The following is a 16994-nucleotide window of genomic DNA, read 5'->3' as shown; positions in this document are numbered from 1 at the left end:
TCCCTCCAGTTATTATCATAACATACAGAAGGGAAAAACAAGAAAAAAGCTTCCCGTGCCAAATGGAAGCTTATGAGAGAGCCATATGCCCTCCTTCGCCTTATGAATCTGCCTGCCAGGGAGTGAGGATCTGCACTTCCTGTAAATCTTCCAAGGTGTAGTTGCGTGAACGCCCTTCCTCATCAGATCCTGTCACATGCCAGTATCCTTCTTTTTGAAACATCTGGAGAGGAGTCAGACGCAGAGGTGGATTTTCACCGGAGCGAATCAACAAATCCAGATTCATCTCCGTCGCTTGCCGCAATAAGTTGCGAAGGGTTCCCAGGTGATAGGAACGCAGCCCGGCCGTCCATACTTTCGGCAGTCGATTAAATCCCGGAACCGCCTCTTCCAGTGAAGGAAACCTGCTTTCCACCGTAACCCCTGCTCTCACTTCTTCCGCCGGCTCCAGCAAGGGCGAGGTCGAAGTCCACCAGTGGGTTGCTGCCGGTTCCAAGGGGGGATGTCCTTCCTCCACCAACTGTTTTCGAATGGAATCCACCTCGTCCTCTGGAAGCAAAAAGACTCCCTCGGCTATCCTCTCCAGATGTGGATTCAACTCTTTGATCCCTTGGGAAGACAAATCTTCTGCAGGAAATTGCAAAACCCAGCCCTTTTTCAGCACAGGTCGGTTTTCCTTCGCCCAGAGACGAATTGTTTCCACCACAGCCTCCGGAACGAGTCCACCGGAGATCTCCCGAAGCGTATCCAACATTCGCTCCGCCGACAACCCCCACTTTGCTCCCCTACGGACAGAATCCGGAGTTAGCATATAGGAGAACAGAGTCTCCCCTCCCATGTAATCGGCAAACTGGGCCAGCAGGAAACGGTGAGTCAAAGGGGAGAAAGGTGGGAGAAGCACCTCCAGATCCGGTTTCACATAGCCCTTCATCATGGGTAGCGCTTCACCCCCTCGGAACCATGGAGCCCACCTCCAACGTTCTCCCCCGCCTTCTGATTGCGCTTCGATCCATCCCATCGCTGCCAATGGATACAACCAGCGTTCCTCCACCTCTTTTACCCATCCGGGACGGGGGGGCTCGCCGATTTCTCCTAACCAACCCCGACAGATTTCCTGCGCGGAAATCCAATCGGTAAGCTGTCGTTCCATCCACCACCAAAGTCCATCCCATTTCGGACGATCCTTCAGGAGAAATTCCTCGGTGAGATGAAACAATTCGTCGATCCGTTCAGGCCACGACTTCTGCAACCACCGCCGAAAGGGAACCCGTTGAATCCGCCATTGCCTGCCTTTCTCTTGCAAAATATCCAAGGCCCGAAGAAAATCTGCGACCAATTTCAGGGCAGGCGAGCCCACCCCCTCCCCCCACCGGGAAGGAGCAAGCCATTTCTCTTCCAGTTCCAGTTCGGCATCCAACTTTCGCTCTTCTCGCCGGGGCACCCTACCTTCCCGGGTCAGAGTCAGCCCCTTACCCTCGAGGAGAACTGAAAAATGAAACAGGGGATCCCACAACCCCCGAAACCCTTGACTTGCCTCTGCATCCCTCTCCACAGATGGCGAGGGGAGTGAAACCCTTGCCTGGAGAAAGGAGCGCCGTACATCTCGGGGGCACCAAAGCACCCACCCCAACCCAGGTTGGCGCAGTCGGAACAGGAGACCTTTTCTTCGCAAAAGTACGGTGGCGATTCGGGAGCGAGACGGAGAAAGAGGCGCCTGTTCAGACAGTCTCTCCTCCGTAACCACCTGATCCCCCCAGTGAAAACTGAGAAACTCCATCAGGGTCCGCTCCCAAGGATGGGCCCTTTTCATAAACGATCCCGTCTTCAAGTTTTGCAGGATCGTATCGGTCAATCGCTCCGGCTCAGCAGCACACTTGTAAACATCAGCCACCTGTTGGCAAACTTCCTGGGACAATCCCTTCACACAAGCTGCCAATGACAGTTTCACTTGGTTTCTCCCCATGTTTTCTCATCAGCAATCCCATAGCGATAGCCCCGCTCCATCAGGAAAAGCTGACGATTGCGGGCATACTCCTGATCCAAGGTATCCTTGGAAACAATCGTGTAAAAATAGGCTTCATTCTCCTCTTTCTTAGGTCTGAGAATTCGTCCCAGTCTCTGGGCTTCCTCTTGGCGGGACCCGAAGGTTCCTGAAAGTTGTATGGCTACTGAGGCGTCTGGAAGATCTACTGCAAAATTGGCCACCTTGGAAACCACCAATATCCGCTCCTTTCCTTGTCGAAATCGTTCATACAGCTCTTCCCTTTCCGCTTCTGCTGTCTCTCCCGTGATCAGAGGGGCCTTCAATCGGTCAGCCACTTCCCTCAATTGAGAAAGGTACTGTCCGATCACCAAGACACTCTCTTCCCGATGTCGCTCCAACACTTCCTGTAAGATCGCTAATTTTTCCGGATTTTCCGCTGCGATCCGATACTTGTTTTTGGGAGGAGCCTGCTCATACTTCCGCCTGCGTCTGTCATCCATTCCGGTCTGAATTTCAGTGCATACCGCCTTGGCAATCCACCCTTCCTCCTCCATTTCCCGCCAGGACACTTCCAACTTTTTGGGTCCGATCAGGGAAAAAACATCTGCCGCCCGTCCATCTTCTCGAATCAAGGTCGCGGTCAATCCCAGACGACGCCGAGCCTGAATATCGGCAGTGGCACGAAAAACCGGTGCCGGGAGCAGATGGACTTCATCATAGATCACTAGACCCCAGTCCCGTTTCTCAAACAACTCCATGTGATGCAAAGCGGCTTTTTCCGGATCCCGTGTGGTGATAATCTGATATGTGGCAACAGTAACCGGACGGACTTCTTTGGCTTGTCCTGTATACTCCCCCACCTCATTTTCTGTCAGACAGGTCTTATCCAGTAATTCCCGGATCCATTGACGGACAGATGTGGCATTGGGAGTAAGGATCAAAGAGGCGCGCCCCACTTTTTCCATCACGGCCATCCCGATCACCGTCTTCCCTGCCCCACAAGGAAGAACCAGCACACCGCTACCCCCTGTTGTATCTGCCTTTTGATAAAAAGAGTCCACTGCTCGCTTTTGGTAGTCTCGAAGCTGAAAAGGTTTCCCTTCACTCACGGTCCGCTTTCGCAGGCGGATATCCAAGACCTCCCCTTCAGTGAAACCGGCCACATCTTCCACCGGATAGCCCCATTGGATCAATTCCTGTTTCAACAGCCCCCGCAGGTGGGAGGGAACCTGAAAACGTTGTCCAGATAAAGGCACTAGTTGATTGGTGGGATATCTCTCCTTTATTCTTTGATAAAGAGATACATCTTCCACAGACAGCACCAAGCCCTGATCTGATGTCTCCAATTTGAGCAAACCGTATCGGGCCAGGATCTCCTCCACTTCTTTTTTTAAAGAGGCAGGCAGACCGAATTTGCTTTCGTTCTCCAAGAAAGAGAGGATCCACTGGGTATCTATACCGGATGCTGCCGCATTCCACAGGGAGAGCGGGGTAATCCGGTAGGTGTGAAGGAAATCCGGCGATTTGATCAACTCGGCGAAGCTTGACAAGTCATCCCGTACTCGCTGAAAGGAAGGATGATCCGCTTCCAGCAATACAGTTTGGTCTCCTTGTATAATCAGAGGGCATTCCCTGCGAAAGATCATGGAGACACCTCCCGTGTTCATAGGTTCCACCCTTACTTTTTACAGATGACTGGGATTCCATGACACGATTGGACATTCTATGGTAAAATAAACTGAAAAGTCCCCTTCAAATTTGACCCCTTTTGTCTCTGTATCCCGTCCCATAAGTAAGTGAGTCCATCTGACGGGAGGCACCAGAATGCGAAACTGGAAGGTGACCCTTCTCATGTTTACGATGTTTGCCTTGATTGCAAGTGCTTGTGGCATCCCTTTTCTGTCCGACAATGCCCAAGGAGGAAAAGGAGAATCCTGGGAACCCCTTTCCTTTCGGAAGGAATCCCCAAGTAACCTGCCCGACGAGGTGAAACAGCGACAGGAGAAAGTGAGGCACGCCACTAGAGATTCTTTTTCCCACACTGAAGTCATCTCCGGCGACAGAACCTACTTGATCCTGGCTCTCGGCCAGCGCCCCACCGGCGGCTATTCCATTCAGATCGAACAAGTGGTGCAAAGAGGGAATGTGATTCAGGTTCACGGCCAGGAGGTCCCCCCGGCTGAAGATGCCTTCACCACCCAAGCCTTCTCTACTCCCAGCACCGTGATCTCCCTTTCCACACCCAAAGAAGAGGTAAAATTCGATTATCAGATCGAAGAGACGGAAAAGCCGCAGTCCCCCTCCTCGAAAAAAAACACCTCCGCTGTTCCCGTTGATGATCCAGAGACCCGAAAACTGGATGTCCGCTCAGAGCCCCAGCTATCTTTCCTGCCAGATCCGGTAAAACAAAAGGTGGAGGAATTCCGTTCCCGGATCCATGGCGGGGAAACCGTAATCCATCACGAGCATCAAACCTACTTGATCATCGCTCTCGGCCAGCGCCCTTCCGGCGGATACGGAGTCGCATTGGACAGTGTGTTGCAAAAGGAGCGAAAGATCCATGTCTATGCGCGGGAAACCACCCCCGCTCCAGATTCCTTCTCCCTGTCCGCTTTAACACACCCGGTACATGTCTTTTCACTGGATAAACTGGAGCATCCCATGGAATTTACTTTTCACGTACAAACTAAGCCTTCCCCTTCAGATGGGGGAGAAACCCGCCATTGAAAAGCCCTGCACCTATGGTGCAGGGCTTTTCATAATAAAAGTCGGATCAGGCCTTGAACCGTCGTTCACGTTCCCGGTCAGGCTCACGGTCCCGCTTCGGGGGTTCCCCGCGGTCAGGTTGTTCCGGAGATGTGGTGATCGGTTCCCGAGGAACGGTGATTTCCGGCTCCCGGCGTGGTGTTCCAATCTCAGGAATACGCATGAAGGCCCCTCCTTTATCCCATTCTGCCGTTTCCGGCAAAGATAGTATCCCACTTCTGTCAACGGCATACTCATCTCAGGTTTTGGGGCTTTCAACACATTACACGCCTCTTACATCCGAATCCATGGAGACTCTGGGGATTCAGGTGAATCCCAGAGCGGTTGACAGGACGGAGGCACTTCTTTTCCCTTTTTCCTTCCCGGTGAGGGGTATGGCTTTTGAAAATGGGGATGAGGAACCGGTGGCGAAAATCCTCTGAAGGGAGCATAGGATGTGGCAGAAACTCCCGGGGGTCCCCAAACTGGTGACCAGGGATATGGGAACGGGTGCGACGGAATCAGCATCCCATACCGGGGATCTACCCTGCCATGGAAAGGGATCGGCATCCCCGACCCAGGAAATGGGGGGACATTCACGCCCAACCCTCCTTATCTTTTGCATCGTGCTCCATCCGGAAACCTGGATCTCACAGGCGGAGCCAGAAGAGAAAGCGGCTCCGATCTCTTGCAAGAACCTCCTCGCCTAATTCCGCACTAAGTCCAGAGGAGCCAATACTATTCTATATGAGAGAAGCACTTGTCCTATACAATGGGACTGCGTAACGCCCGTTTCCAAACCGGTCTTGATCTGATATGATGATGGAGGTTTTCATTCTGTGGAGAAAGGAGGAGACAGACGATGCCCAATCAGGAAGAACGGCGGTTAAAGGTGGACCTGGATGCGATTAAAGTGGCGATCCAAAAACGGGAGAAGCGCTTCCTCCGTCCCTTGTTAGAGGAGTTGCAACCCTATGACTTGGGCCAGATTTTTTTCCGGTTGTCCCGTGTTTACCGTCCTCATTTCATCCGGATGCTGGATCCGGAAGAGATCGCTCTGCTGCTGGAAGAATTGGAGGCCGAGGAACAACAGGAAGTCCTGACCCACCTGGATCCAGAAAGAACCTCTCGTGTATTAAACCTGATGTCCTCCGATGAAGTAGCCGACTTGATGGGGGAATTGGAAGAGGCCAATGTCCATACTCTACTGAAAGCGATGGAACGGGATGAGGCCGATAAGGTCCGCGCTCTGCTCCATTATCCGGAAGACACTGCAGGCGGCCGGATGACGATGGAGTACGTCAGTGTCTACAATTACTACACGGTGGAAGAGGTTATACAATACTTACGAAGAGAGGCACCCACAGCAGAGACGGTTTACTATGTGTATGTCATCGATGCCGACGACCGGTTGGTGGGGGTCGTCTCTCTCCGGGAACTCCTGATCGCCCCTCCGGACACACCGGTGGTCGATGTGATGTTTGAGCGGATCATCTCCGTGACTGCCGATATGGATCAGGAAGTGGTGGCCCGACTGATCCAGCGCTACGACTTTCTGGCGATCCCGGTGGTGGATGCTGAGAAGCGGTTGCTCGGGATCATCACCATCGATGATATGGTGGACGTTCTGGTTGAGGAAGCCCATGAGGATATCTCGAAAATCTCCGCCGTCGGGCAGACGGAAATGGATGTTCTCACCCATCCCTTTGCATCTGCGCGACGCCGAATTCCATGGCTGACCTTGCTTTTGTTCATCGGGATGCTGACCTCCACTTTGCTCAGCGCTTTTGAAAACACCATCAACAAAGTGGCCGCCCTCGCCTTCTTCATGCCGATGATCGCCGGAATGACCGGTAACACCGGTACCCAATCCCTCGCCCTGGTCATCCGGGGCTTAAGCTCCGGTCAGCTGACCCGTGACAAATACAAGCAGATTCTAAAACAGGAAGGAACGGTTGGAATCATTATCGCCACCGTCTGCTCCCTTCTGATTGTGGCTACAGTGAGCCTGCTCTATAATCTGAATCTGGGTCTGGTGGTGGGAGCCTCCATGTGGTTCACCCTGATTCTGGGGACTCTTGGAGGAACTTTGATCCCCCTTCTCCTCAATTTGCTGAAAGTGGACCCGACTGTCGCTTCAGGTCCCCTGATCACCACCATTAACGATATCATTTCTTTATTGATCTATTTCGGATTTGCCACCGTATTTATCCATTATCTGTTGCCCTGACCCCATATTCTCCGGGGTCATTCTTTTATTTCACGGATGGTATGTAAAGTTCATCTACACAAACCACCAACTTTTTGATAACCTTGTCATAGTTAAACTAAAATCGTGAATCAACGCACAGACTGGTCATTAACAGATAAAAATCAGCTTCAAATCAGGAGGTCGCTCTCGCTTGGAATCATTTCTTGAGATCATCTGGAATCTGATTCTGGTGATCGTTCTTGTCTTCTTGAATGGATTCTTCGTCGCATCCGAGTTTGCGATCGTGAAAGTACGGGCCACACGCATCGCCCAACTTCAAGCAGAAGGCAACGTGCGGGCCAAGGTGGCCCAACAAGTGGTTTCCAATATGGATGCCTATCTGTCAGCCACACAGCTGGGGATCACCTTAGCCTCCCTGGGATTGGGGTGGGTTGGGGAGCCGGCGATTGCACACTTGATTGTAGCTCCCTCCTTGGAAGCGCTTCCTTTCCAAGTACCTCCCTGGCTGGTCTCCTCCTTGTCTTTTGCCTTGGCTTTTGCCATCATCACATTTCTTCACATCGTACTCGGTGAGATGGCTCCCAAATCCTTGGCAATCCGGCGGGCGGAAGGAACCACTCTCTGGACCGCAACCCCTCTCAATTGGTTCTATAGAGCCTTCTTTCCTTTTATCTGGGTCCTCAACAGTGCCGCCAACAAGATCCTTACCTGGATCGGTATCGAATTGGATCCAGACCAGCAACAGGCACATACCGAAGAGGAGATTCGCATGATGGTCGCCCAGAGCCATAAAGGCGGATACATCGATCAGACAGAGCTCTCCCTCTTTGACAACGTCTTTGAATTCACTGACCGGGTCGCCCGGGAAGTGATGGTTCCCCGCGTGGATATGGAATGCCTGTACAGCGAGGATTCTTTCAATGAGAATCTGGACAATATCCTCGCCGCCCGTCATACTCGCTTTCCTCTGTGTCGGGAAGACAAGGATGACATCATCGGTATCGTTCACAGTCGCCATGTGTATGAACGATTGGTCAGCGGCCAAACCCCGGACCTGAAAGAATTGAGCCGTCCCGCCATCCGGGTACCGGAAACGATGGAAATCAAGGATGTCCTGCGCATATTGCAGAAGAAAAAGTCGGAGATGGCGATCGTTGTCGACGAATACGGTGGAACCTCCGGACTGGTGACCACTGAGGATATCATCGAGGAAATCTTTGGCGAGATTCAGGATGAATTTGACGATGAACGCCCTTTTTTCCAGAAGATCGGCGATGAGACCTCCATCGATGCCCGCCTCCTGATCGAAGAAGTGAACGAATACTTTCAGACCGACATCGAAGATCCGAATAACGACACCATCGGCGGCTGGATCTTCTCTCAGCTCAACGAAGTGCCCGTCGTGGGGGACGAGGTTTCTCACCAAGGCTTTCGATTTCGGGTACAAGATATCGATCAGAACAGTGTGAGCCGGCTCTTGGTATCTAAAATAGAACCGGCACCGGATGAACAATCCACACCCACTGAGGTAACAGAAAAGGAATAAACCCGGAAGGAGTCGTCCTCTGTGACGGCTCTTTTTTTATAAGCTCAAAAACCGCCTGTCCCAGGCGGTTTTCACAGATTTCACATTTCCCAACGGGAAATTAGATTCATGACTCCTTCTTCACCTGAACCAGCCCCGCTCCATACCAACGGCGGGAGCCGAGGTGGATCGCCTTTCCCAACAGCTGACGACGAACCGTGGCGGCGGACAATCCCCTTTGCTTGAACAGGGCCGCCACCCCTGAGACATGAGGGGCCGCCATGGATGTCCCGCTTAACACCGCATATTGACCCTCGTTGTAGGTGCTGAGAATGTTCACTCCTGGTGCAGCCAGATCCAGGGACGACCCCGTGGCAGAAAAGGAAGCACGACGGTTCTTGCGATCAAGAGCGGCCACAGAGATGGTGGAAGAAAGACGGGCAGGCATCTCAACTTGGTCTCCTGTCCCTTGAGCATTCCCCCTATTTCCCGCCGCCGTGATCACCAGAATCCCCTTTCGCGTCGCAGCTTGGACTGCATGGGTCAGGGCGGCGGGAACTTGGGATCCGGAGAGACTGAGGCTCAGGTTGAGGATATGCATCCCATGGTCGATCCCCCAATCAATCCCCCGAATCAAATCTGTGACCGAACCGGAACCTTGATCATCCAACACTTTGATGGCATAGAGGTTACTGGACGGAGCCACCCCCACCACTCCGATGCCATTGCTACGGGCGGCAATCACCCCCGCTACATGGGTGCCGTGACCGTTGCCGTCGATAGGGGAACGGCCTGGATGAATAAAATTGACGCCGCCTTTGATGTTGGATACCAGATCCGGATGATTCAAATTAATTCCTGAATCGATCACGCCCACCCGAACCTTTTTGCCCGCACCGGGAAGGGGGCTGCCGCCTCCCCAAACCCGTTGGATATTCCAGGTCAGGGTCTGCCCAGCGGCGCGGGTTTGCTGCATATATTGTTTCCGGGTAAGAATCTGGCTCACTTTCGGTTGGGGAAGAGCAATCCGACATTCTTCCTCAGACAGAAGCACATCGGGTCCCCTCAGGAGGCGACTCGCTTGGGCCATGGGAATGCGGGCTGTGATCAATCCACTGTATCGGCTAAAATACCGAATGCTACCGCCAGATTGGCGAATTCGATCCACAACAGAAGGTTTTTTTGCGAGAAAAGTATAATGCACAAACTCGGATGGCATAAAATATCACCTCATATGCAAGATATGAGATGATATCCATCGCGGTTTGTGCGAGGATGGAAGTTCTATGCCCAAATATGCTTCGTTTGGAAGATTACTTGAATCGAAGTAAAAGAAACGGCATTCACATTCTAGAAACGTGGTGAAAAAATCGTCACCGGGAGGGTGAGGTTTCACATGGAGTGATTTTGGATCGGTAGAACAACGAAAAGGTTATGTGAAACCCCATCCCGGCCCTCTGAAAACGCCGCTTCCAGGTCATGTCTGGTAAATTCGGATCTGGTGCCCGGCCAGGATAATTCCTAAACGCTTGAATAGCGACAATCCAAAACATCCGCATGCCCCCTTCAGTAATGGAGGGGGCATGCGGATGTTTTTAAAACGAAAAACTACTCCTCTTCCAGCGAGGTTACGTAAACAACGGCATCCCAACGAATATAATACCTTCGGTCCTCTTTGGTAAGCAGGAAGTGATCCGAATAGACACCGGCCACCTCTCCCTCCAGCTTTCCAGAGAAGGTGGCAACCTGGACTCTTTGCCCCATCCATTGTTGCACTTGTTGGGACAAAAAATTCCCTCTCCTGTTTTTTCCGAACCAACCTCGCCTTGGCCTTCTCCACCCGCGACCCATTCCAGGACGGGGGTCCGGAGGAAGGGGCATAAATTCCGTTGAATCCGGCGGCAAGGGTTGGGATGGAACTGGCTGGTTAAACATGGGCCCCTGCATGGGTGTGTAATCGGGCATCATTGGGGATCCGTACCAGGATGGTGATCCGTAGCGGGGGTCCATGGGGTAATGGTAGGCACTCAAAAGCATTCACCCCCCATCGCTTCTTCACCTTATACCCTATGCAGGTGCCCGGAGTTCGGAACCTCGCTCGTCTTCTTTTCCACTCCGGGAATGGATGTGGTTAGTTTAACTCTTCCATCATGCCACGAAAATTATCCAGAGTGAGAGACTGGGGTCCATCTGAGAGAGCCCTTTCGGGGTCCGGGTGAACTTCCACCATCAATCCATCGGCGCCCGCGGCCAAAGCCGCCCGGGACATCGGGGCGACATAACGCCACTTCCCCGTCCCATGACTGGGATCGACGATGATCGGTAAATGGCTCAAATGGCGGATCACCGGGACGGCGGAAAGATCCAGCGTGTTTCGGGTAGCTGTCTCAAAGGTGCGGATCCCCCGCTCACACAGGATGACATGGGAATTGCCTTCATTGAGAATATATTCCGCAGACATGAGCCATTCCTCGATGGTGGCGGACAAACCCCGCTTCAACAAGACCGGTTTGCCTGCCTGCCCAATCTTTTTCAACAGGTGGAAATTTTGCATATTCCGGGCACCCAGTTGCAGGACATCCACGTACTCAGCCACCAGATCCAAATTTTCAGGATCCATCACTTCCGATATCACCGGAAGTCCGGTCTCTTCACCAGCCTCTGCTAACAGTTTCAATCCTTCTTCTCCCAACCCTTGAAAAGAGTACGGAGAAGAGCGAGGTTTGAACGCACCTCCCCGCAACAGACTGGCTCCCGCCTGTTTCACGGCTCGGGCAGTTTCCAAAATCTGCTCCCGACTCTCCACTGAACAGGGGCCGGCGATCACCACCGGGGCTCCTCCACCGATGGTCACGTTCCCTACCTGAACCTGACTCGGTTCTGGATGGAAGGAGCGACTCGCAAGCTTAAACGGCTCACTGACATGAACCACCTTTTCCACACCGGAAAAACGTTCCACTGCCAATTGGCTCAGGATTTTCTTATCTCCGATCAGGCCGAGAATGGTCTTATCCACCCCTTTGGAATAATGGATTTTCACCCCCTTTTCCTCCACAGCCTTGACGATCCGATCCACTTCCCCACGGCTGGCATCTGATTCCAACACAATAATCATGCCTGAAAACCTCCCCTCTTCAAATAAAAAAATAAATCCCCGCCCCCATAAGGGACGAGAATTTCTCGCGGTACCACCCTTTTTGGATCCTCAAAGAAGATCCCTCTTTAGAGCACATGGCGATCATGTGCGATCCGGATAACGGCGGATTCCGTTCCGGGTTCACCGAGAACATCTCCCGGCTCCCAACCGTCAGCTCCAAGGTGTAATTCGACGGACGGACTGATACCGGTTCGCAGCAACCACCGGCTCTCTGCAATCAAGTTCCGTCTGTCTACTTTTCCTCTTCAACGCGTTTAGGTATGAAAATGTTGTTGATACTCTAACATGGACACCATTGATTGTCAACGCGGGTTTTCATTTTGGTTTTGGGCAAACCAAGGGTCTTTGAGGTCTGCCAAGTAGACGTGACTAAATAGCGAAATGCCGGGAAAATTAAAGGAAAGCCATCTCAGAAAAGGTTTGTGGATCGTGAACTCTCTCCGAAAGGTTCGGCAATACGCGAATCAATCGAAGAACTGGTTGCTCTGCGAGTATGACGGATACAAAAGTTAAATCCAAGTCCGAAGGTGAATCTTGTTTTTGAAAACCAGAGTAGCCAGGCAGAATGACGGAAGGAAGAACCATGACTACAGTCAACACTTATGAAAACCGATTTTTAACGAGAGACGGAATTGAACTCAGGTATCGAGTATGGTCCCCCGCAGATCCCAAAACCATGGTGATCTTGATCCATGGTGCAGGTGAACATATCGATATTTACAAACACCTTGGCCACTTGTTTTGTGAACATAATTTCGCATTTGTCACTTTTGATTTGCGGGGATTCGGCTGTTCCGGTGGAAAATGCGGCCATGTCAGACGTTTCGAGGAATATATGCATGACCTGGATCAATTGATTCACTATTTCCGCCGCAAATTCGGAGAGATCCGTTGTGATCTGATTGGACACAGTCTGGGCGGTTTGATCGTCACCAGGTACATTCAGGAATACTCGGCCCCAGTAGACCGGATCGTTTTGTCCGCCCCCGCCATTTACTTACGTTTCTATATCCCTTCTATCGTAAGATGGTTCATCCGCTTCATCAGTTTTTCATTTCCTGGTTTCAGTATCAACCCGTACAATCTGATGAAAGTGGCCCGCCGAATCCCCCGATTGAGATCCATTGTAACGTATGATGTAAGAAATAAATTGAGTGACCCGTTTATTGCTTTGCGCTATTCCTTCCGCTGGTTGCAAGAACTTTTAAACCACAAACAAATCGCTTGTCAATCTGCCGAAAAGGTGAAGATCCCCACGTTGTGTATTTGCGGAGAAAAGGATCCATTGATTCCAGCGAAAGAACTGGGCAGCTTTATGGATCGAGTTTCTGTCGCAGAGAAGCAGTGCATTTTTCTCCCTGATGTGGATCATAATCTGTTGCACCCGGAAAAATGTTCTTCTGTGATCCAAACCTTGATGCAATGGTTCATACCCTGACAGTTTAATTCGAAGCGGGACGAACCATGGCGTAAAGAAAAACTTTGCACCGTTTTCAACCGCTCCCCAGAATTTTCACGACAACTGACTGAAATCCGGGTGCGGATACATAGTTTGCCCTCGCCTGAAACATCCTAGCGGATGTACCCATCTACCTAAGGAGGGATTCTCGTGACGGTCGGAACAAAAATACAACAAACCATTGCCAGTGCAGAGGGAGTCGCTGCCAATCTGCGCACGTTTTCCCTGGATACGGACAATCAGCAAGCAAAACAGATGTACAAACAGATGGCGCAAAACATGGACTCCATCGTACAGGAATTGAAAACCAGGGAACAGCAAGTCATGCAGGAAGAACCTCAATACAATCAGTAAAGAATGAAAAAGAGCCTACCTTGGAGATAGGCTCTTTTTCATTCTTTCATCCCCGGGGTTTGAAGATGAGGGCCATCAGAAAACCAAAGATAATCGCCGAGGAGATCCCGGCACTGGTCACTTCGAAAATCCCAGTGACCACCCCGACCAGCCCATGCCTCTCTGCTTCCGCCATCGCCCCGTGAACCAAAGCGTTTCCAAAACTGGTGATCGGTACAGTGGCCCCTGCTCCAGCAAAATCAATCAAGGATTCATACCATCCTAGCCCTCCCAGTATGGCACCCACCACGACCAAAATACTGGTGGTATGAGCGGGAGTCAGCTTCAACCCATCCATCATCAATTGCCCGATCACACAGATGACTCCCCCCACCACAAAAGCCCAGACATAGCTCATGAAGGATCGCCCCCTTCCTTCACCTCAATGGAAACAGCATGGGCTATACAGGGAATGCTCTCCTTCTGTTGGTAACTGAGTGGGGACAACAAGGCACCGGTTGCCACAATCAACACCTTGCGCAATTCCCCTTTTCTCATTCGATTCAATACATGCCCGTAAGTGACACACGCTGATGAGGCACATCCGCTGGCTCCAGCCTGTACAGGCTGATCTTTCCCGTATATCATCAGCCCACAGTCGCCAAACCGATCTTTGGGAAGTTGCAAACCATGTTTCTCCAGTAAATCGGCAGCGGTTCGGTGACCGATTTTCCCCAGATCCCCGGTCAATATCAAATCGTATTCCGGATTTTCCAGATCTTTAAAATGAGCTTCAATCGTATCCACTGCCGCTGGTGCCATCGCCGCCCCCATATTGAAAGGATCTGAAATCCCCATATCCACCACACGACCGATGGTGGCCGTGGTCACCTGAAGATTGCTCTTTTTTTCCGCCGTCAACAAAGCCGCACCCGCACCAGTTACCGTCCATTGGGCGGTTGGGGGCTTTTGAGAGCCGTATTCCGTCGGATAACGGAATTGTTTTTCGGCGGTGGAGTTATGGCTGGCGGTTCCCGCCAGCACCCGTTCTGCATAGCCCCCATCTACCAAAAGGGCGCCCAAGGCCAACCCCTCCATGGAAGTAGAGCAAGCTCCAAATATACCCAGATAAGGGACGGACAATGTCCTGGCGGAGAAGCTGCTGGTAATCACTTGGTCCAACAGATCGCCAGCCAAAAAAAACTGAACGTCTTCTTTGCGCATGCCGGCCTTATCGATGGTCCGTTCTGCTGCCTGTTCCAACAACTTTTTTTCGGCTTTTTCAAAACTGTCTTGTCCCAACCATATATCTTCATGCAACAAATCAAAATCCCGGGCCAGAGGTCCCTTGGCTTCAAAAGGACCTCCGATTGCCGCAGAAGCGGCGATATAGGGACTGTTTGCAAAAATCCAAGTGCGACCACGGATCACTCAAATCCCTCCCAACCCTTTTAAGAGGACTTTCAAGATCGCAATGAGAAAAGCGGCAAATACGCCAAACACGATCACGGAACCGGCTAACTTGAACATATTCCCCCCGACTCCGAGCACTAATCCTTCAGCGCGGTGTTCAATCGCCGCCGATGCGATAGAGTTAGCAAAACCTGTTACTGGAATCGCCGTGCCCGCTCCGGCCCATTGACCCAAATGGTCATAGATGCCCAAACCTGTAAACAAAGCCGCCAAAAAGATTAAAGTGGCCGTCGTCGGGTCTCCCGCTGTCTTTTCCGTGAAGTCAAAGAACTGGGTATAGAACCAGGAGATGAACTGGCCCAAGAGACAGATGGTCCCCCCTACCAGAAAGGCTCGGAAACAGTTGGCCAGAAGCGGGCGTTTCGTCTCCCGTTTTTTTACAAATTCCTGATATTCTTGTTGTGTGGGTGTTAATTTTTTCTTTTTCTTCTTGGACACCTTCCTCACCTCCGAACGATTATTTCAGGAGCGGCCGTACATCATATAGAATGGATGCGATTTCTCGAGCACACTGTTGATACATTTTTTTCGCTTGGGGATGGTCCGTATCCAAAGAATAGGATTCCAGATCCGCATGGGCTTTTTCCAGAGTGGTGAGCAAGAGTTGCCGGGTGGTCGGCTTTGGCACTTGGATCGCATCGTCAAAGAGGTCCACATACAGCTCTCCCATAGCATCCACTTGGGCGAGAAACACATTTTCCGGACGTACCCCTATTTTTTTCAACTCCGTCTCCAACCAATTGCGGTTCAATCCCAATGTGGCCAAGGGCTCGTCCAAAATGTTTCCGTCCAGAATCACCGCCTGCACACCCACCTCGGGAGCGGTTTCCACACCCAGATGCTGGGCTGTCACAGGTTGTTTGTTTGATTTCACCAGCGCGCTGATCTCCCCGTTGGCTTCCATGACGGCGAACTCCACGTCAGCCACGTTGAAAATCTGGCGCCGCCGGAGTTGTTGTAACAAATCTTCTGGGGTGAAACGGACGGTTTTTAACTGCTCTTCCATCACCTTTCCGTGCTTGATCACAACAGCTTCCTTGCCGTGAATGAGATCTCGCACCCACTTGCTTTTCAGAGAAAGGTAACTGTAGGCAAGGCCTGTGAGTCCCCAGCTTAACAAGGCAATCCATCCCAGCAAGGGCGGCCGGATCTGGTTTAAAGCGAGAAGGGCGGCCATCACTCCGAATCCCACCAGATAAACCCGGTCAAAAGCAGCCACGCCTGCCGCCATCTTTCTTCCTAACAGGCGCAACCAGATCGCCGCAAAGAGTAGAACACCAAGAGTACGCAAGATCACTTGCAACCAAACTGGCATTGTGGATCCCCCCTTTTGATCTTATGAACCTCTGTATTGGGGTTCCTCAAATTCCATCGATTGGATCCGCTGATCCAAACGTTGGAGTACAGGTTCCAACCTCTCGGCGATTTCCTGAAAAGAACGGGCATTTCCTTCCCCGGAAAGCAGAGCATACTGTTCAAAGGTTGCCTTGGCGCTTTTCAGATCGAGAAAGGTTTGCTTGACTTTGGAATAAGTGGTCATCGTTTAACCCCCGATTTTAATTCTGATCACAAGACTTTGAGGAGAGTAGTGAAATGAAAAAGGTTTATACAATCTTCTTCTTGTTCGCATGGATCCTGAGCGGATGTAATCAGCAGGCTCAGGAAACTCCAAAGCCGGAGAAACCGTTACCCCTAGCTCAACATCAAGCCACCGATCCGCAACGGATGGATGCCGCCAAAAAGATCGCCCGCCAGGATGGGAGGGTGAAAGAGGCTACAGCGGTCATCATCAAAAAGGATCTCTCCGTCGGCTTAAAAGTGGAGAATTTCAACCGATTCTTTCTGAAAGACATCCGAAAAACTGTTTTTCACCGGTTGCGAAAAACCTATCCCCAATATCAGATTCATGTCACCACAGATCACAAATTATTTGACTCTCTGCAAAAAATGGAGACTGAATTGCGGGAGCAACCTCCTTTAAATCCCACCTCGGCTCAGAAGAAACTTCGCAAAATCAATACGGATATGAAGGGTTGACCTTCCTTCGTTGACGGAGAACACTTTCATTTATCCTTTATTGGTCTATCCGCCGTTTTTTATTCACCA

17 protein-coding genes and 1 other annotated feature are annotated in these 16994 nt (G+C 51.4%); of the genes, 6 read left to right on the top strand and 11 right to left on the bottom strand.

All coding sequences use genetic code 11. From position 1 onward, the window contains the following. Positions 1–100: 100 nt before the first annotated feature. Positions 101–1948: a helicase-associated domain-containing protein gene (locus tag JOD24_RS00240; protein WP_429246086.1), complete on the bottom strand. Its 1848-nt coding sequence runs from the start codon at positions 1946–1948 to the stop codon at positions 101–103. Next, the gene (locus JOD24_RS00235; protein ID WP_429246085.1) at positions 1945–3630 is read right to left on the bottom strand and encodes a DNA repair helicase XPB; all 1686 of its coding nucleotides are present in this window, start codon (positions 3628–3630) and stop codon (positions 1945–1947) included. Before JOD24_RS00235 ends, JOD24_RS00240 begins: the two co-directional genes overlap by 4 nt. A gap of 178 nt (positions 3631–3808) precedes the next feature. Here JOD24_RS00235 and JOD24_RS00230 point away from each other — a divergent pair, with 178 nt between their 5' ends. Continuing rightward, positions 3809–4711, top strand: coding sequence for a protease complex subunit PrcB family protein (locus JOD24_RS00230; protein WP_429246084.1), 903 nt, complete (start codon positions 3809–3811; stop codon positions 4709–4711). Positions 4712–4757: 46 nt separating this feature from the next. Here JOD24_RS00230 and JOD24_RS00225 read toward each other — a convergent pair whose 3' ends face one another. Continuing rightward, entirely contained in the window at positions 4758–4913 is a 156-nt protein-coding gene (locus tag JOD24_RS00225) for a hypothetical protein (RefSeq protein WP_429246083.1), read from the bottom strand. 678 nt (positions 4914–5591) lie between these two features. Here JOD24_RS00225 and mgtE point away from each other — a divergent pair. Then, positions 5592–6959 carry a magnesium transporter gene (gene mgtE, locus JOD24_RS00220; RefSeq protein ID WP_429246082.1) on the top strand — a complete coding sequence of 456 codons (1368 nt, stop codon included), beginning with the start codon at positions 5592–5594 and terminating at the stop codon, positions 6957–6959. Positions 6960–7131: 172 nt separating this feature from the next. Continuing rightward, positions 7132–8487 carry a hemolysin family protein gene (locus JOD24_RS00215; RefSeq protein ID WP_380161993.1) on the top strand — a complete coding sequence of 452 codons (1356 nt, stop codon included), beginning with the start codon at positions 7132–7134 and terminating at the stop codon, positions 8485–8487. Between the two features lie 106 nt (positions 8488–8593). On the opposite strand, the gene JOD24_RS00210 is transcribed toward JOD24_RS00215, so the two are convergent. The 3 genes from JOD24_RS00210 to aroF form a co-directional block, all read right to left on the bottom strand. Beyond that, positions 8594–9685, bottom strand: a complete 1092-nt coding sequence (locus JOD24_RS00210; RefSeq protein WP_429246081.1) for a S8 family peptidase — start codon at positions 9683–9685, stop codon at positions 8594–8596. 389 nt (positions 9686–10074) lie between these two features. Beyond that, positions 10075–10254 carry a DUF2642 domain-containing protein gene (locus JOD24_RS00205; protein ID WP_380161989.1) on the bottom strand — a complete coding sequence of 60 codons (180 nt, stop codon included), beginning with the start codon at positions 10252–10254 and terminating at the stop codon, positions 10075–10077. 343 nt (positions 10255–10597) lie between these two features. Beyond that, complete coding sequence (aroF, locus tag JOD24_RS00200) at positions 10598–11581, bottom strand: 3-deoxy-7-phosphoheptulonate synthase (protein ID WP_380161987.1); 984 nt, start codon at positions 11579–11581, stop codon at positions 10598–10600. 47 nt (positions 11582–11628) lie between these two features. Continuing rightward, positions 11629–11881 (bottom strand) — a binding site (T-box leader). Between the two features lie 325 nt (positions 11882–12206). Here aroF and JOD24_RS00195 point away from each other — a divergent pair. Together JOD24_RS00195 and JOD24_RS00190 are read left to right on the top strand one after the other, a co-directional pair. Then, a complete protein-coding gene (locus JOD24_RS00195) occupies positions 12207–13061 on the top strand; it encodes an alpha/beta hydrolase (protein WP_380161985.1) in 855 nt (284 codons plus the stop codon). A 171-nt stretch (positions 13062–13232) separates the two neighbouring features. Then, positions 13233–13436 (top strand): DUF1657 domain-containing protein, encoded by a 204-nt coding sequence (locus tag JOD24_RS00190; protein WP_380161981.1) that lies wholly within the window; start codon positions 13233–13235, stop codon positions 13434–13436. Positions 13437–13482: 46 nt separating this feature from the next. On the opposite strand, the gene spoVAE is transcribed toward JOD24_RS00190, so the two are convergent. Genes spoVAE through JOD24_RS00165 form a run of 5 tightly spaced genes read right to left on the bottom strand, consistent with a single transcriptional unit; the run spans position 13483 to position 16428 of the window. Beyond that, positions 13483–13833, bottom strand: a complete 351-nt coding sequence (spoVAE, locus tag JOD24_RS00185) for a stage V sporulation protein AE (protein WP_429246080.1) — start codon at positions 13831–13833, stop codon at positions 13483–13485. Continuing rightward, complete coding sequence (gene spoVAD, locus JOD24_RS00180; protein WP_380161977.1) at positions 13830–14846, bottom strand: stage V sporulation protein AD; 1017 nt, start codon at positions 14844–14846, stop codon at positions 13830–13832. The genes spoVAE and spoVAD overlap by 4 nt, the downstream gene beginning before the upstream one ends. Beyond that, positions 14847–15326 carry a stage V sporulation protein AC gene (gene spoVAC, locus JOD24_RS00175; protein ID WP_380161975.1) on the bottom strand — a complete coding sequence of 160 codons (480 nt, stop codon included), beginning with the start codon at positions 15324–15326 and terminating at the stop codon, positions 14847–14849. A gap of 19 nt (positions 15327–15345) precedes the next feature. After that, on the bottom strand, positions 15346–16203 hold the full coding sequence (locus tag JOD24_RS00170; RefSeq protein ID WP_380161973.1) for a DUF421 domain-containing protein: 858 nt from the start codon (positions 16201–16203) through the stop codon (positions 15346–15348). 21 nt (positions 16204–16224) lie between these two features. Then, positions 16225–16428 carry a DUF1657 domain-containing protein gene (locus tag JOD24_RS00165; protein ID WP_380161971.1) on the bottom strand — a complete coding sequence of 68 codons (204 nt, stop codon included), beginning with the start codon at positions 16426–16428 and terminating at the stop codon, positions 16225–16227. A 53-nt stretch (positions 16429–16481) separates the two neighbouring features. Here JOD24_RS00165 and JOD24_RS00160 point away from each other — a divergent pair, with 53 nt between their 5' ends. Next, on the top strand, positions 16482–16925 hold the full coding sequence (locus tag JOD24_RS00160) for a YhcN/YlaJ family sporulation lipoprotein (RefSeq protein WP_380161969.1): 444 nt from the start codon (positions 16482–16484) through the stop codon (positions 16923–16925). Positions 16926–16994 lie beyond the last annotated feature (69 nt).

The sequence above is a fragment of the Kroppenstedtia sanguinis genome, from assembly GCF_050433445.1.
GTDB classification, from domain to species: Bacteria; Bacillota; Bacilli; order Thermoactinomycetales; family DSM-45169; genus Kroppenstedtia; species Kroppenstedtia sanguinis.
This window is presented reverse-complemented; position numbering and strand designations above follow the sequence as displayed.

Coding starts and splice junctions, on each gene's coding strand:
- JOD24_RS00235 (WP_429246085.1), bottom strand. CDS start 3,630: ATGATCTTTCGCAGGGAATGCCCTCTGATTATACAAGGAGACCAAACT.
- JOD24_RS00230 (WP_429246084.1), top strand. CDS start 3,809: ATGCGAAACTGGAAGGTGACCCTTCTCATGTTTACGATGTTTGCCTTG.
- JOD24_RS00225 (WP_429246083.1), bottom strand. CDS start 4,913: ATGCGTATTCCTGAGATTGGAACACCACGCCGGGAGCCGGAAATCACC.
- mgtE (WP_429246082.1), top strand. CDS start 5,592: ATGCCCAATCAGGAAGAACGGCGGTTAAAGGTGGACCTGGATGCGATT.
- JOD24_RS00210 (WP_429246081.1), bottom strand. CDS start 9,685: ATGCCATCCGAGTTTGTGCATTATACTTTTCTCGCAAAAAAACCTTCT.
- aroF (WP_380161987.1), bottom strand. CDS start 11,581: ATGATTATTGTGTTGGAATCAGATGCCAGCCGTGGGGAAGTGGATCGG.
- JOD24_RS00195 (WP_380161985.1), top strand. CDS start 12,207: ATGACTACAGTCAACACTTATGAAAACCGATTTTTAACGAGAGACGGA.
- spoVAE (WP_429246080.1), bottom strand. CDS start 13,833: ATGAGCTATGTCTGGGCTTTTGTGGTGGGGGGAGTCATCTGTGTGATC.
- JOD24_RS00170 (WP_380161973.1), bottom strand. CDS start 16,203: ATGCCAGTTTGGTTGCAAGTGATCTTGCGTACTCTTGGTGTTCTACTC.
- JOD24_RS00165 (WP_380161971.1), bottom strand. CDS start 16,428: ATGACCACTTATTCCAAAGTCAAGCAAACCTTTCTCGATCTGAAAAGC.
- JOD24_RS00160 (WP_380161969.1), top strand. CDS start 16,482: ATGAAAAAGGTTTATACAATCTTCTTCTTGTTCGCATGGATCCTGAGC.